At 39.5% G+C, this 15,089-nt stretch carries 17 protein-coding genes; 2 read left to right on the top strand and 15 right to left on the bottom strand.

The genetic code is table 11. From position 1 onward, the window contains the following. Positions 1 to 600: 600 nt before the first annotated feature. Positions 601 to 825, bottom strand: a complete 225-nt coding sequence (locus tag CEF19_RS10500; protein ID WP_100406033.1) for a hypothetical protein — start codon at positions 823 to 825, stop codon at positions 601 to 603. 198 nt (positions 826 to 1,023) lie between these two features. On the opposite strand from CEF19_RS10500, the gene pdaB reads away from it, so the two are divergent. Next, positions 1,024 to 1,785 carry a polysaccharide deacetylase family sporulation protein PdaB gene (gene pdaB, locus CEF19_RS10495; protein ID WP_100406032.1) on the top strand — a complete coding sequence of 254 codons (762 nt, stop codon included), beginning with the start codon at positions 1,024 to 1,026 and terminating at the stop codon, positions 1,783 to 1,785. Between the two features lie 39 nt (positions 1,786 to 1,824). Here pdaB and CEF19_RS10490 read toward each other — a convergent pair whose 3' ends face one another. Further along, positions 1,825 to 2,412, bottom strand: coding sequence for a KinB-signaling pathway activation protein (locus CEF19_RS10490; protein ID WP_100406031.1), 588 nt, complete (start codon positions 2,410 to 2,412; stop codon positions 1,825 to 1,827). Between the two features lie 144 nt (positions 2,413 to 2,556). On the opposite strand from CEF19_RS10490, the gene gerD reads away from it, so the two are divergent. Continuing rightward, positions 2,557 to 3,147: a spore germination lipoprotein GerD gene (gene gerD / locus CEF19_RS10485; RefSeq protein ID WP_100406030.1), complete on the top strand. Its 591-nt coding sequence runs from the start codon at positions 2,557 to 2,559 to the stop codon at positions 3,145 to 3,147. A gap of 44 nt (positions 3,148 to 3,191) precedes the next feature. On the opposite strand, the gene CEF19_RS10480 is transcribed toward gerD, so the two are convergent. The 13 genes from CEF19_RS10480 to rpsK form a co-directional block, all read right to left on the bottom strand. Next, a complete protein-coding gene (locus CEF19_RS10480; protein WP_100406029.1) occupies positions 3,192 to 4,247 on the bottom strand; it encodes an Mrp/NBP35 family ATP-binding protein in 1,056 nt (351 codons plus the stop codon). Positions 4,248 to 4,324: 77 nt separating this feature from the next. Next, positions 4,325 to 5,041, bottom strand: coding sequence for an N-acetylmuramoyl-L-alanine amidase CwlD (gene cwlD / locus CEF19_RS10475; protein ID WP_100406028.1), 717 nt, complete (start codon positions 5,039 to 5,041; stop codon positions 4,325 to 4,327). An 82-nt stretch (positions 5,042 to 5,123) separates the two neighbouring features. Further along, the gene (locus CEF19_RS10470; protein ID WP_100406027.1) at positions 5,124 to 5,561 is read right to left on the bottom strand and encodes a YbaK family protein; all 438 of its coding nucleotides are present in this window, start codon (positions 5,559 to 5,561) and stop codon (positions 5,124 to 5,126) included. Positions 5,562 to 5,726: 165 nt separating this feature from the next. Further along, the gene (locus CEF19_RS10465; RefSeq protein WP_100406026.1) at positions 5,727 to 8,324 is read right to left on the bottom strand and encodes a LamG-like jellyroll fold domain-containing protein; all 2,598 of its coding nucleotides are present in this window, start codon (positions 8,322 to 8,324) and stop codon (positions 5,727 to 5,729) included. A 343-nt stretch (positions 8,325 to 8,667) separates the two neighbouring features. Next, the gene (gene rpsI / locus CEF19_RS10460) at positions 8,668 to 9,060 is read right to left on the bottom strand and encodes a 30S ribosomal protein S9 (RefSeq protein WP_100406025.1); all 393 of its coding nucleotides are present in this window, start codon (positions 9,058 to 9,060) and stop codon (positions 8,668 to 8,670) included. Positions 9,061 to 9,079: 19 nt separating this feature from the next. Next, a complete protein-coding gene (gene rplM / locus CEF19_RS10455) occupies positions 9,080 to 9,517 on the bottom strand; it encodes a 50S ribosomal protein L13 (protein WP_100406024.1) in 438 nt (145 codons plus the stop codon). Positions 9,518 to 9,705: 188 nt separating this feature from the next. Then, entirely contained in the window at positions 9,706 to 10,461 is a 756-nt protein-coding gene (gene truA, locus CEF19_RS10450; RefSeq protein WP_100406023.1) for a tRNA pseudouridine(38-40) synthase TruA, read from the bottom strand. Positions 10,462 to 10,473: 12 nt separating this feature from the next. Then, entirely contained in the window at positions 10,474 to 11,274 is an 801-nt protein-coding gene (locus tag CEF19_RS10445; RefSeq protein WP_100406022.1) for an energy-coupling factor transporter transmembrane component T family protein, read from the bottom strand. Then, positions 11,274 to 12,146: an energy-coupling factor ABC transporter ATP-binding protein gene (locus CEF19_RS10440; RefSeq protein ID WP_100406021.1), complete on the bottom strand. Its 873-nt coding sequence runs from the start codon at positions 12,144 to 12,146 to the stop codon at positions 11,274 to 11,276. Before CEF19_RS10440 ends, CEF19_RS10445 begins: the two co-directional genes overlap by 1 nt. Continuing rightward, entirely contained in the window at positions 12,122 to 12,949 is an 828-nt protein-coding gene (locus tag CEF19_RS10435; RefSeq protein WP_100406020.1) for an energy-coupling factor transporter ATPase, read from the bottom strand. Before CEF19_RS10435 ends, CEF19_RS10440 begins: the two co-directional genes overlap by 25 nt. Before the next feature lie 179 nt (positions 12,950 to 13,128). Further along, on the bottom strand, positions 13,129 to 13,491 hold the full coding sequence (gene rplQ / locus CEF19_RS10430) for a 50S ribosomal protein L17 (RefSeq protein WP_100406019.1): 363 nt from the start codon (positions 13,489 to 13,491) through the stop codon (positions 13,129 to 13,131). Between the two features lie 78 nt (positions 13,492 to 13,569). Beyond that, a complete protein-coding gene (locus CEF19_RS10425) occupies positions 13,570 to 14,514 on the bottom strand; it encodes a DNA-directed RNA polymerase subunit alpha (protein WP_100406018.1) in 945 nt (314 codons plus the stop codon). Positions 14,515 to 14,683: 169 nt separating this feature from the next. After that, positions 14,684 to 15,076 (bottom strand): 30S ribosomal protein S11, encoded by a 393-nt coding sequence (gene rpsK, locus CEF19_RS10420; protein WP_100406017.1) that lies wholly within the window; start codon positions 15,074 to 15,076, stop codon positions 14,684 to 14,686. Positions 15,077 to 15,089: the final 13 nt, after the last annotated feature.

The raw sequence follows: 15,089 nt of genomic DNA, 5'->3' as shown, positions 1-15,089 counted from the left end.
TACGAGTAAGCCGTTACCTTACCAACTAGCTAATGCGCCGCGGGCCCATCCCTTAGTGATAGCCGGAGCCATCTTTGAGAACATGCGCATGAACGCTCGTTCTATCATCCGGTATTAGCACCGATTTCTCGATGTTATCCCGGTCTAAGGGGCAGGTTGCCCACGTGTTACTCACCCGTCCGCCGCTAACCTTTAGGAGCAAGCTCCTAAAGGTCCGCTCGACTTGCATGTATTAGGCACGCCGCCAGCGTTCGTCCTGAGCCAGGATCAAACTCTCCATAAAAGTGTTTGAGTTGTTTTACCAACAGGCTCAAAAATATCGCTAACGATATTACATAATAAATTGACGAGATTTGATTTATCGAAATAAAACAATCTCTATTTTTTCGCTTGGCTTTTGTTCAGTTTTCAAAGAACTCGTCATCGTGTTTTTGCGACATTCATTATAGTAACATACTTAAGCACAGCAAGTCAACAAGTTTCCCTAATAACTTTTCCGGTGTAAATGTTGCATTTCTTGCGGTGCTTATTAATATAGCATGTCCAGCTTTGCAAGTCAACAACTTCCCTATACTTTTTTTGTTTTTCTTGAGATTTCTGTTACTGTGAGTTTCTTCTACTATGTAGCATATATCTCATTCTATCCTTTGGTGACACAAATCTTTTTGAAATACCGTAAATAATTTTATATTTATCCTCCATTGCCCGTTTAACAACACTATCGATTCTCGGATCAGATAAATCTAATAGGAGCTCCTCCATCTCTCTTTTAAGCATATACTCCATTTCTTTAACTTCTTTCTTGTTTAACATAAAACCTAACATACAAACACCTCGACTTTTGAGACTGACAACATTTAAATTTGATGCTACTTAGTAGAGTATGGTTCAAAGGCTGAAACTAATTTATAGTCACCTTTGCAATTACTATTATTAAATTGTTTTCTATTCAAGCGGTTTTTATTCATATCCTGTCCTGGTTTGCATAAATTTATGGTAAAGATGGACGAGGGGGAGCCGAACATGAAGTTTATTTGGGTATTTCACGCCAAGCATATTAAACAATTCTCAATTATTATTCTCGCCGCGTTTTTTGCTGCTGGACTAATCTATGTCGAACGCTCACAGCTTACTGTATTTTCTACGCCAGAAGGACCACAGGCATTTTACCGTGCTGAGATTGACACAAATCAAATTGCCCTCACCTTTAATTTAAGCTGGGGTGAGCAGAGGATCGGGCCGATTCTCGATGTCCTTGAACAAAGAGAAATTTCAAACGCCACATTTTTTGTTTCTGCTTCGTGGGCAGAAACCTACCCAGACTTAGTAAAAAACATTAAAGAAAGAGGTCATTCTATCGGTAATCATGGCTACCAGTACAAAAGCTATACGAATTGGGAAGATGAAAAAATAAAAAGAGATTTACGACTAAGCCAACAATTGCTGAGCGATTTAACTGGTCAAAAGACAACATTGCTCCGACCGCCCAATGGAGATTTTGATAAACGTGTTCTAAAATTGGCAGAGGGAGAGGGGTTGAATATTATTCATTGGAGTGTGGACTCCCGTGATTATGAAAACCCTGGAGTTGATGCCATTGTTACCAATGTTATGAGTAAGACTACCCCAGGTGATGTTCTACTCTTCCATGCTTCTGATTCAGTGAAGCAAACACATAAAGCTCTTCCTATCATTATCGATCAACTCAGAGATAAAGGTTTCGATTTTTCCACAGTTGATGAGTTAATGGCAAGTACACAAACAAAAACAGAGGAAATCAAATAAGAAATAGAAGCAAAAAGGTCGAGCTTAGGCTCGACCTTTTTATTTCTCTCTTTGCAATTTATGAAGAGTTAACACTTGCCACGTATTGCCTGTAAGCAATGGGGCAATGTAAAGCCAAAGCCATTTCGGCTCGTTTACCGTTAATGCTGGTACCCATTCAATCGTTGTAACTACAACAATAAAAAACACCGTTGGGATAAATGCTCCTGCATTCGTTTCCTTCGCCTTTATATAGGCAATAAATAAACCATACAATAAAAGTAAAACCGGCATTAAAGTAAAGTGAAAAATTGTTTCTCCCTCTGAAGCAAATGCTACATAACGGAAATAAATTAAATCAAACACAACAAAAGCAATAATGACAATTTGTATTCGATTCCATAGGTTTTGTGTTTTAAACAAACCTAAACCGAATCGATGAACGGTTAGGTAAGCGAAAAAACCCATCTGACTAATCAAGCTAAATGCGGCACTTATACCTAATAACCAGATGATACCCCAAAATAAATTTAAAAACCCTTCACTCGTATAAACCGAAAAATCAATAATAAAACCGACAAGTGCACCACTTACACTTCCAATTAACAATGTTGTAAAAAAGAGATAAACAACTTTTCTGCTATTCACAGGCCTGTTCCTCCATCATCCTAGCTTGCTTTCATGATTGTATCAATGACCTCAAAAAAATGCCAGTCAAACAGAACACTCATGCATATTTTCTCGGAAAATATCTCAAATTAATGACAAATGGATAAAAGGAGCGGTTATCTGATGAAGCTTTTACGTGGTCTAATCGTTTTTTGTCTATCTGTATTCATCATAACTGGTTGTGCAACTGCGGAAAACGGTGGCAAAAATCAACCTGATTACGAAAGCACTAAGAAAATGATGGTGGATATGCTTAAGACGGATGAAGGTAAACAAGCGATTCAAGAAATTATGGAAGATGAAGAAGTTCGCAAAGTTCTTGTTATGGACAGTGCTTTTGTGAAAAAAACGATACAAGATACACTCACCTCAGAAGAAGCACAAAAGTTTTGGCAAGACACAATGCAAGATCCCGAATTTGCAAAAACGTTTGCTGAAAGCATGCAGACAGAAAATGAAAAAATATTAAAAGGTTTGATGAAAGACCCAGAATATCAAGGAATGATGTTAACTATTTTACAAGACCCTGAAATGGAAAGTAACGTATTAGAAATTATGAAATCCAAGGAATATCGCCAGCAAGTCATGACAATAATGTCCGAATCCTTTGAAAGTCCATTTTTTACAGCAAAAGTAAACGAGATTTTATCGAAAGTTGCTGAAAAGCAAATGGAGAAACAAGATAGCGGTGGGGGCAAAGAAAAGTCTTCCTAATATAAAAAAGAAGAAGAACCACCTGATGGGGCTCTTCTTCTTTTTTAACGTGCTGTTTTCTTTATGATACGCTCAGCAATTTCTTGATATATTACCCCTATCTGATGTTCTTTATTATAGACAGACGGAGCAAAATCATCCATGTTCACTTCTGGTTGACCGAGAGGAATTTGTCCCAAGACGTCCGTTTTTAATTCCTCCGCTAATCGATCTCCTCCACCTTGTCCAAAAACAAATTCCTTCTCACCCGTTGCAACACTTTCAAAGTAAGCCATATTTTCAATTACACCTAAAATTTCATGATGTGTTTTTATCGCCATCGTTCCTGCGCGTGCTGCTACAAAAGCTGCTGTTGGGTGAGGAGTGGTAACGAGGATTTCTTTAGAATGTGGCAGCATGGTATGTAAGTCTAGTGCGACATCACCAGTACCAGGAGGTAAATCAAGGACTAAATAATCCAGTTCCCCCCATTCAACGTCAGTAAAAAATTGGTTGATCATTTTTCCGAGCATCGGCCCTCTCCAAATAACAGGGGCATTCTCTTCTACAAAGAATCCCATTGATATCACTTTGACACCAAAGCGCTCAACAGGGTATATTTTTTCACCTTGAACTTTCGGACGGTCTTCAATACCCATCATATCAGGAACACTAAATCCGTAAATATCAGCATCGATGATTCCTACTTTTTTACCAAGTCGTGCTAGGGTTGTTGCTAAATTAACGGAAACCGTTGACTTTCCTACTCCACCCTTACCACTCGTTACGGCAATAAAGGTTGTCGAACTATTCGGGGCAAGTAATTCTGGCCCAACATACTCAGGATCATCCAAGCCACCCAATTGTTTAATTTCTAATTCTGTTAACTCTTCAAAGCGTAGCCCGACCGAAACCGCACCTTCACCTTTTAACACGTTAACTACTTCTTGCTGGAGTTCTAGCTGTTCCGCTGTTCCTGTTTTAGCTAGAGCTACTTTTAAGCTGACATTCCCATCTTTCATCTTAATTTCCCGTATACCGCCAGTTTCAACAAGGTTTTTATTTAAGTCACGATCCTTCACTCTCTTTAATGCTTCCCTGACTCCCTCTTCCGTTAACAAAGCCGAAACACCATCCTTCTTTCATTTATATGCCCCTAGTATAGCATACCCCTCTTCCAACGAAAATCGCTTAGTTCTCACATCTCTGGTTCTATTTCATTTGTATAGTAGCGCAAAATACCTTGATAAATGGAGGCAGCCACTTTTTGCTGGTATTGCTCCGTTTGTAAAAGCTCAGCTTCTGTTGGATTAGAAAGGAATCCGGCCTCGACAAGTACTCCAGGTATGACAGCATTTTTTAATAAGAAGATATTCTCAATTGGCTTCGCATATCGATTTGTATTTTCAAGGTTTCGCTTGACTTCATCTTGCACAAACTTGGCTAATGTTTCATTTTCCGAAATCCTACGATTGTAAAACGTTTGCGCACCACTCCATCTCGGAGAAGGTATCGCATTGAGATGCAGGCTAATAAACATATCACCATCTGACTCGTTTACAATTTCAACACGGCGTTTTAAATCCTCCATTTTTCTTTGCCTAATCTTACGTGTATTTTCATGTGCTAGGTCTCGATCCTCTTCACGCGTCATTAAAACAAGTGCTCCTGCTTCTTGTAAATAATCCCGCAGCTGCATACTAATTGAAAGAGTTACATCCTTTTCTAATGCACCTCCATTAGAACTTGCGCCCCCATCTACCCCGCCATGTCCTGGATCAAGAATTATCACTTTTCCTGACAATGGTAATTGCCAGGTTGACCATGAATCACTGCTAATAAATTGATATTGTATAATAAATAATAAGCTCACTACACCAAGGGCAAATGCCCCTCCCTTTATCCACTTTCTCATTAACCGTCCCTCCTCGTCCACTTCCATTATTATATATATTTGGACAAGAGGAGTTTTATGAGATGATTTTTTTGAATCAAGGTTAATGAAGGCGAAGACGTATTAATTTTTCTCCTTCCTGAAATCCTTTTTCCCACCATTCATTAATAAAGACATCACTGACAATTTGTAATGAATCAAACATAAAATCAGCATCCATTAACCATCCTTGTAAAAAGTCAAAAAGCATATGTGTTAATTCAATTATATCTTCTTCACAGCGTTCCTTGACCTCTACTCTTGTTTCACCTAAAAATCCAAAACGACCATACCCTGCACCAAGTAAATACGCATCTATTGCAATATCCATACAGGGATCAATTAAAAATGGATGATTAAGAAAATGAAAAGGGATAATAGGACGAAAATGTCCTTGGACGTTTTCTTTCATTTGTTTTAAGGAGACGTTTCGAAGTACCTTACGTTCAAAATTCCACTGCTTTTCACGTCTCTTTTCTGAAAATGTCGTGACCATCCCCATACAATATCACTCCCCTTTGCTTTCTTTTAGTATGAAGCTTGAAACAGGAGGGCATGCAGTGGAAAAGTTGTCGGAATTCACCAATAAGGAAATTGCGCAACGTTTCTTTACTAAAATCGGAAACAAAAAAGGTCGTACGAAAAAACCGTACGACCTTTAAACTAGTTACTCCATTGTATCGACTAAGTTTGCAACATCATTTGATGATAATACTCCCTCATAAATGTGTAATTCATCCATTAAACCTTTGAATGGAGTATCCCACCAGTTCACACCTAAGCTGAAGCTAGAACTTGTATTAGTAAAGATGTTCGGGAAGTCTGTACCTGTAAATTTCTCTTCGCCATCAACATAAACAATGATTGTCCCTTCATCAACCGTAAATGCTAAATGGGTCCACTCACCTGGAGTTATTGTTAAACCCGTGTTTGCATCATACCATCTGGAACTACCGGACCAGACCATCGTTTCTCCATTTGCAGGGCCATTTGGAAGCAGACTTACCCAGTTATTACTATCTCTAGCTCCAAAGAACGTTGTAGTAAAAGGGGTCACTTGATCCGGATTTACCCAAAGCGAAACAGAATAGGTGTTACTAGAGATAAGCCCATTCGGTAAACGGACGCCTGAAGAACCATTAAATTCTGCAGCATGACCATGCTTACCTTCCGCAAAAGTAATATTGCCTCCTGTATTATCGATTCGATCACCAGTTGGCGTTCCTTCACTGAAATTCTCGGTACTATCGATTAGATGGCCTTCAAAAGTATAATGAGCAACCAGCCCAGCATCTTTGAAAGGTAACACCGTGACATTAAAGCTCTTTGTTTTCGTGATATCATCTTTCATAATTGTCGCAGTAAGTGTAGCCGTCACACTTTCAGCTCCAACTTCTGGACGATTAATTTCTCCTGCTGCAGTAACAACACTTGGATCAGAAGATTCCCATGAAATCTCGGTGTTCTGAGTCCCTTCCGTTGGTAGTGCTAAATTTGAAATAACATTCTCTGTATCACCGATATTTAAATCATTTAAAACAGCCTCAATTACTTCCTCACTTGAACGATTAAGAAGCTTACTTCCCCATACAGATATACCCTCGTTTGACATCGCGGTAAATGTCATAACATGCCTTTCTGATGTTGGATCATATTGACGCACAAATACACCATCATAAATATCTCCATCGATTGTAAGTTCTGCTTGGTTATGGCCAGTTGTCTTCCATGTCCCGTCTACATCTCCAGAGATGGTATTATTCTTGTTTAATGAAATATAAACTGAGCTTTTAATCGTAGGAGAGATATCTTTTCCATGGTTTATGAATTTATATTCTCCAATTACATCTTGTCTGTTCACCTTCTCTAGTGTCTCGCCTCCATAACGGTAGGGTGCAACCACCGGCCAACCTTCTTTGTTCATAAACATTTGGTGGATTCGGACCTCATGCATTTCACCTGTTTCCGGGAAACGTGCATGAAATACTAAAAATCTTTGCCCTGTTTCCTTGTCTGTATAAACAGAATTATGTCCTGGAGAGACATAGCCATAGCCAATCCCTGATCCAGGGTCGCCCACTTTTCTATCAAACAAGAAATTCCCCATTAATTTATTACCATAATCCGCATGATCCAAATTATTTGGTTTATTACCAAAGGAACCATTATCTAAGGACTCCGGTAAAACAGCCGGTTCTCCAGCTGCATCCTCATAAGGACCATCTGGGTTTTCAGAGCGGAATGTTCTCATATGATATCCCCCGTCAGCTCCCAACCAGCCGTACGTTACATACAAGTAATAATAGTCAGTTTCCGCGTCGTATAACGCGTAAGGTCCTTCACCTGAACGTCCATATCCTCCGGAAATTTTCGTTCCAAAATAACGATCAATAACTCTACCATCAGACGTTGTACCATCTTCCCCTGGGTACTTTGGTATACCTGTTGTTGGATCTACTTCAAGAATATAAATTCCACCGGCCCACGAACCGTATGTCATCCATAGCTTTCCATTCTCATCAAAAAATAAATTCGCATCAATCGCATTCGTAAACTCATTATAATTATATTTTCCATCATCCGTGAACCAATCATCACTTGGTCCTTCTAATGTACCATCATCGATAAGATCTTGAATATTTGTGTTTGTCCACTTCTTATTGACTGTACTGTTAGCATCGTATGCCTCATCTTCATAAAACCCAGAATACATAATCGTATCAACATACGTAAAGGGTCCTTCTATTTCTTTAGATACAGCAACACCAATAGCAGAACGGATATACGTAGATGAGGCACTGTAATACATCATGAAAGCACCCGTTGTACCATCCTCATTTAGATAGTGTTCATTCCAGATAATCTCCGGGGCCCATACTGCATAACCACCTAAACTATCCGCATCATCTTCACCTGCCCAGGCAAAGGAACCTGCTAGGTTTTCCGATAAATCACCATATACGACATTATTAGGGGTAGTGTACCCATTAGTAAATGAAGTCCAACTCATTAAATCCGTTGACTTGGCCGCATCAATATGGGAACCATACACGTAATACATATCATCTACCTTGATAATTGAAGGGTCATGAACTGAAGCATTTTCAAAGACAGGTGTTTCACCTTGATGTTCAACATGGGGCTTATTACTATTTTCGCTCAACCCGTTTAGTGTCTCTGCTCCATTTGCAAGGACAATACCCGGTATTATTAATGCCATGATTAAGATAATAAATATAAATTGTCGTCCTAATCTTTTGTTCATTTAAATTCTCCTCTCTTTTGGTAAACACTCATTAAAATTTCGTTTAAACAATTCATGGCTGCTTTTTCTTGGAGGAATAGGTTCTGCTTTATTGTAAGTACTATATAAAACCTTTATCGTCTTTCGTTCTTACATTAAATCCCCCCTTCGTTAAATATAAAACGCTTACATAAGTATCTATGTTAATACATTTGTTAATAAGTTAATATTACTATAAATAGATTTATTACTCAAGAATTTTTTAAACGGGGATAGAAGTTTTTAAATCTGACATTCACAATTAATCACGCAAAAAAAAAGACCCCCAACCAAAATGGTTGAGAGCCTTCCAAACGCAAGTATATTAACGTTTTGAGAACTGAGGTGCACGACGTGCTGCTTTAAGACCGTATTTCTTACGCTCTTTCATACGTGCATCACGAGTTAAGAATCCAGCTGTTTTCAAAGAAGGACGGTTATCAGGATCTACTTTAAGTAGAGCACGAGCTACACCATGACGGATAGCACCCGCTTGTCCTGTATATCCACCACCATCAACATTTACGTGAACGTCATATTGACCTTCAACGCCGATTTCAACAAGTGGTTGCTTAACAATAAGCTTTAATGTATCAAGACCAAAATATTCATCCATTTCACGACCGTTAATCACAATACGACCGTCACCTGGTAAAAGACGTACACGAGCAACAGAGTGCTTACGACGACCTGTACCATAATATTGTACTTGTGCCAAAATAATACCCTCCTATCGATTAACCACGAAGCTCATATGCTTCTGGTTTTTGTGCTTGATGTTTATGTTCGCTACCTGCATATACATGTAACTTCATACCTTGTGCGCGACCAAGAGTGTTCTTTGGAAGCATACCTTTGATTGCTAGCTCAAGCATACGCTCAGGCTTGTTAGCACGCATGTCGCCGGCAGTCGTCTTTTTCAAACCACCTGGGTGATTTGTGTGACGATAGTAAATCTTATCTTTTAATTTGTTACCTGTTAGTTCGATTTTCTCAGCATTAATGATGATTACATGATCACCAGTATCAACGTGTGGTGTGAAAGTTGGCTTAGTTTTACCACGTAGAATTGAAGCAACCTCTGAAGCAAGACGACCTAACGTTTGACCTTCAGCGTCGACTACAAACCACTTACGCTCAACTTCACCTGGCTTTGCCATATATGTTGTACGCATGAATTACCCTCCTAATAAAAACGCTCGCGTTCTAATATTATTTAAAAAATTTAAACCATTGTCAATTGTAACATTCCGCAACCCGGGGCTAGTGGGTTTTCAGAATTACCATCTAACATCATATAATATTCAGAAACGAATGTCAACAAAATGTTACACGGGGTAAGGTTGTCATTCATGTAGGGACATCACCCTTTAAAAATAGGCGTATCATACGTCACATCCCATAAATATAAACCGTGCCCCGGCGCAGTTTTCCCTGCTAATTCTCGTTTCATTCCATTACGGATTTTCTTCATTTCGGAAGGAGGACGCTTACCTGCACCAATCTCCAACAACGTTCCCACGATGATTCGAACCATATTATAAAGAAAGCCATTACCAACGAGGACAAAAGTCAATTCATTTCCATCATGCATAACATCTATTTTTTTTACCGTTCTAATTTTATCCTTTACATCGGTATTTGCAGCACAAAATGAACTGAAATCAAAAGTCCCTACTAAGTAACTAGCAGCCTCTCTCATCGCACTTATATCTAAAAAATAGGGTACAAAATACTGAAAATTTCTTGTGAATACATTGGTTTCTTTATATTGCACCTTGTATCGATACTCTTTCTCACGTACTGAGTATCTCGCATGAAATTCATTCTCTACAATTGCAGCCTCTAAAATTCGAATATCATTTGGTAAGCAAGCATTAAGCGCCTTAGGCCATTGGTGTTCTCCTATATTTAAAGGGCTATCAAAATGAATAACCTGCCCTCTAGCATGAACTGTGGCATCTGTCCTACCAGATGCCACAACTTTAATTTGCGCCCCCTTATGAAGGACATGCAATGCCTTCTCTAGCTCATATTGCACAGTTCGTTTTTCGGGCTGGACTTGATAGCCAGAGTAATTAGTCCCGTCGTAAGACACTTTACACGCAATTCTCTTCATAAGGTCACACTCCTATAAAGCTCTTAATAAGCTAACTAGTATGCACATTAATACACATACGGACAACGCGATATGGTCTTTCCACGACCAAGTTAAAACCCGTAGCTTTGTACGTCCCTCTCCACCATGATAACCTCTAGCTTCCATAGCTAGAGCTAGTTCCTCTGCCCGTTTAAACGCACTAATAAAGAGTGGTACCAAAAGGGGGATCAATGCTTTTATACGGTGAGTAATTGGTCCAGATGTAAAGTCCACCCCTCGAGCCATTTGTGCCTTCATTATTTTCTCTGTCTCCTGTAAAAAAGTCGGAATAAACCGAAGAGCAATCGACATCATTAATGCTAAATCATGCGCTGGCACACCTATTTTTTTAAGTGGAGCAAGTAGGGATTCCAAGCCATCTGTTAACATAATCGGACTTGTTGTTAAGGTAACTAGTGAAGTTAATAAGACTAATACGAGTAGCCTTATAGAAATAAACAAACCCTGCATTACTCCACCTTCATGTATCGAAAGGGGCCCAAGTGCAACCAAAAGGGAGCCTTCCTTTGTCAGAAAAACGTGAAGGGCACATGTAAATAAAACGAGCCATAAAATTGGTTTAATTCCACGATAAATAAACGTGAGGGGCACATGTGATAATAAAATCGTTATTCCTGTAAATAAAATGATAAGGGCATTAGCATACCAATTATTCGCAAAAAAGATTACAAAAACGAGCAAAAAAACCGAAATTAACTTGGAGCGGGGATCTAATCGATGTAACAAAGATTCTACTGGCACATACTGGCCGATAAGAACATTTTGTAGCATTAGGAGTCAGCCTCCCTTGTACGAAGTAATTTAGCTACAAATTCGATAAGTTCCTTTTCCTCAAAAATCATTGGTACTTCGCTTAGGTCAAATTTCTCTTTAATTAATTGTAAAAATCGAATCGTTTTCGGTAAATCAAGCCCAATGCTCATTAACCTGTCCACCTGTTTAAATATGTCTTCTCTCGACCCTTCCATTTCAACTCTTCCGTTATTCAGGACAATAATATGATCAGCGTAACGAGCAGCATCCTCCATATGGTGAGTAACCAATACCGTTGTTGTCTCATGTTCACGATGGTAGGTAGTGAACAAATCCATCATTTGCTCTTTACCTACAGGATCAAGGCCCGCTGTTGGCTCATCTAACACTAATACCTCGGGTCGAGTCGCTAGCACACCAGCAATCGCAACTCTTCTCATTTGCCCCCCGCTAAGCTGAAAGGGAGATACTTGCAGAAAATCTTCAGATAAACCCACTTGCAAAATAACTGCTTTCGCTCTGTTCAATGATCGTTCCTCGGAAACCCCAAAATTAACTGGGCCAAAACAAATATCCTTCTCCACTGTCTCCTCAAATAACTGGTGTTCAGGATATTGGAAAACGAGACCTACTCTCTTTCGTAGCTCTTTTAGATTCTTGTTTTTCTCAATAGAGTTAAGCTCATACGGACCAACGTAAACAGTCCCTGCTGTTGGTTTTAACAAACCATTTACATGTTGAATGAACGTCGATTTGCCCGATCCAGTGTGACCGATTACGGCTGTAAAAGAACCGGTTGGAATCGTTAACGTAATTCCATTTAACGCTAATTTTTCAAAAGGCGTGCCTGGCATATAGCAATGTTCTACTTCTTTGAACTGTATGTCCATAACGAATCCACCAGCTCCTTCTCACTAAGACACATCGTATCTAAAGTCACACCTTGAGATTCAAGTTCCTTTTGCAATTTTAAAGAGAAAGGCATGGCTAGACCTGCTTTCCCAATCCACTCAACAGAACGAAATACATTTGATGGACTTCCATCCTCGATAATAGTTCCTTGGTTTAAAACAACCACACGATCAGATAAGGCCGCCTCTTCCATATCATGTGTAATAGACAAGATAGACAGACCTTGTTTGTGAAGATTTCTCATTGTCTTTAAAACATCTAGTCGGCCGATTGGATCCAACATAGAAGTCGCTTCATCAAAAATAATAAAGTCAGGCTCTAATGCGATAATACCTGCAATGGCAACTCTTTGTTTTTGGCCTCCTGATAGACGATGAGGCTCTTTATCTAACAACTGATTCACGCCTACTTGCTTCGAATACAAATCAATGCGACGCAACATCTCTTCACGTTCAATTCCGCGATTCTCCAGTCCGAATGCTATATCGTCACGAACGGTTGTTGCAACAAACTGATGGTCCGGATTTTGAAATACCATACCAACCCGTTTTCTAACTTCCCAAAGAGAAGATTCATCACTCGTCGAAAAACCATCTACCTTCACCGTGCCAGAGACCGGTGTTAGTAGACCATTAAATAAGCGGCCAAGTGTTGATTTACCTGATCCATTTTGTCCAAGAATCGCGACCCATTCATTGTTCTTCAATGTAAGGGACAGATTACTTATAGCCAATCTTTCCGAGCCTTCATAACGGTATGAAACGTCCTTAAGCGTAATCAAGCGATTTCACCTCTAACCTTTTAAACAACATGTTATAACAGCTGATTAAAAAGAGCGATTTCCCTTTTTTAATCAGCCTTCTTTTATAGATAAACAAAAAAGGGCCCAGAGTCAGAGCGTTGCATGCTCAGATCCTGTAATGCCCTTTGTCGCCTCATATAGTGATCCGAAGTAATCAGTTATACAAGCTCAATAATAGCCATAGGTGCACCGTCTCCACGACGCGGTCCTACTTTAAGGATACGTGTGTAGCCACCTTGGCGCTCTTCGTAACGTGGTGCAATATCAGAGAAAAGCTTTTGGATTGCATCTTGACCACTCTCAGTGTCTGCTACTTCTCTACGAATAAAAGAAGCAACTTGACGGCGAGCATGTAAATCTCCACGTTTTCCAAGTGTAATCATTTTCTCAACGATTGAGCGAAGTTCTTTCGCCTTCGATTCAGTCGTTTCGATACGTTCGTTGATGATAAGATCTGTAGCTAAATCACGGAAAAGTGCTTTACGTGCAGAGCTATCACGACCTAATTTTGCGTATGCCATGTTCGTTTCCCTCCTTTGTAGGTTTTTTAAACCAAATTACATGAAAAATCCTTATCAAGACACACTGAGTATAGATAATTAGTCTTCCTTACGAAGACCTAACCCCAACTCACCAAGTTTCTCTTGAACTTCTTCTAACGATTTACGTCCAAGATTCCTTACTTTCATCATGTCTTCCTCTGACTTTTGCGTAAGCTCTTGTACCGTGTTAATACCAGCACGCTTCAAGCAGTTATAAGAACGAACAGATAGATCAAGTTCTTCAATCGTCATTTCAAGAACCTTTTCCTTTTGATCTTCTTCTTTTTCAACCATGATTTCAGCATTTTGTGCTTGATCCGTTAAACCTACAAAAATATTTAAATGCTCAGTCAAAATCTTCGCTCCAAGAGAAACAGCTTCCTCTGGACGAATACTTCCATCAGTCCATACATCAAGGGTTAGTTTATCATAGTTGGTAACTTGACCAACACGCGTATTCTCAACTTGATAATTCACACGTGAGACCGGTGTATAGATAGAATCAATAGGAAGAACACCGATTGGTTGTTCATCGTTTTTGTTACCTTCTGCAAGAATGTAGCCACGACCACGCTTAGCAACTAAACGCATACGTAGATTGGCACCTTTAGCAAGCGTAGCAATATGCAACTCAGGATTTAGCACTTCGATATCACTATCATGTGTTAAGTCTCCAGCTGTAACTACACCTTCTCCTTGGACATCGATCTCAAGTGTCTTCTCTTCGTCAGAGTAAATCTTTAGCGCAAGCTTTTTTAAGTTTAAAATAATCGTTGTTACATCCTCGACAACACCTTCAACTGTTGAAAATTCATGTAACACACCATCAATTTGAACTGATGTAACAGCCGCACCCGGTAACGAAGAAAGAAGAATACGACGTAACGAGTTGCCAAGTGTTGTTCCATACCCACGCTCGAGTGGTTCAACGACAAACTTTCCATACTTTGCGTCTTCTCTTATTTCAACCGTTTCAATATTTGGCTTTTCGATTTCAATCATTAAACAAACCCTCCTTCAAAACGTCGAACTCCGGTAGACTGCCAGGAAAGCCTAACCGGAAATCCCCATTAGGCCGTTCCCAACCGTTTCTCCTTTTTGTCAACAGGATATTTATTTCATCTCATCCATTATTGACACTTTTAGGAAATCTATACAATGATTGATTCCGTTACACTCTACGACGTTTTGGCGGACGGCAGCCGTTATGTGGAACAGGAGTAACATCTTTAATCATATTTACTTCTAAACCAACAGCTTGTAATGAGCGAATCGCAGCTTCACGACCAGCCCCAGGGCCTTTAACGGAAACTTCAATGATTTTCATACCATGTTCCATTGCCGTTTTTGCAGCTGTTTCAGCAGCCATTTGAGCAGCAAATGGAGTGGATTTACGAGAACCTTTAAATCCTAATGCGCCTGCACTAGCCCAAGAAATAGCATTACCATGCGTATCTGTAATTGTCACAATCGTATTGTTAAATGTTGAGCGGATGTGAGCCACACCAGTCTCGATATTTTTACGTTGACGACGCTTTGGACGAGTATTCGTTTTCTTAGCCATTATTTATTCTACC

It is taken from the genome of Bacillus solitudinis, from assembly GCF_002797395.1.
Classification (GTDB): domain Bacteria; phylum Bacillota; class Bacilli; order Bacillales; family Bacillaceae_D; genus Halalkalibacter_A; species Halalkalibacter_A solitudinis.
The sequence above is the reverse complement of the archived record's forward strand: the minus strand, read 5'-3'. Positions and strand labels throughout refer to the sequence as shown.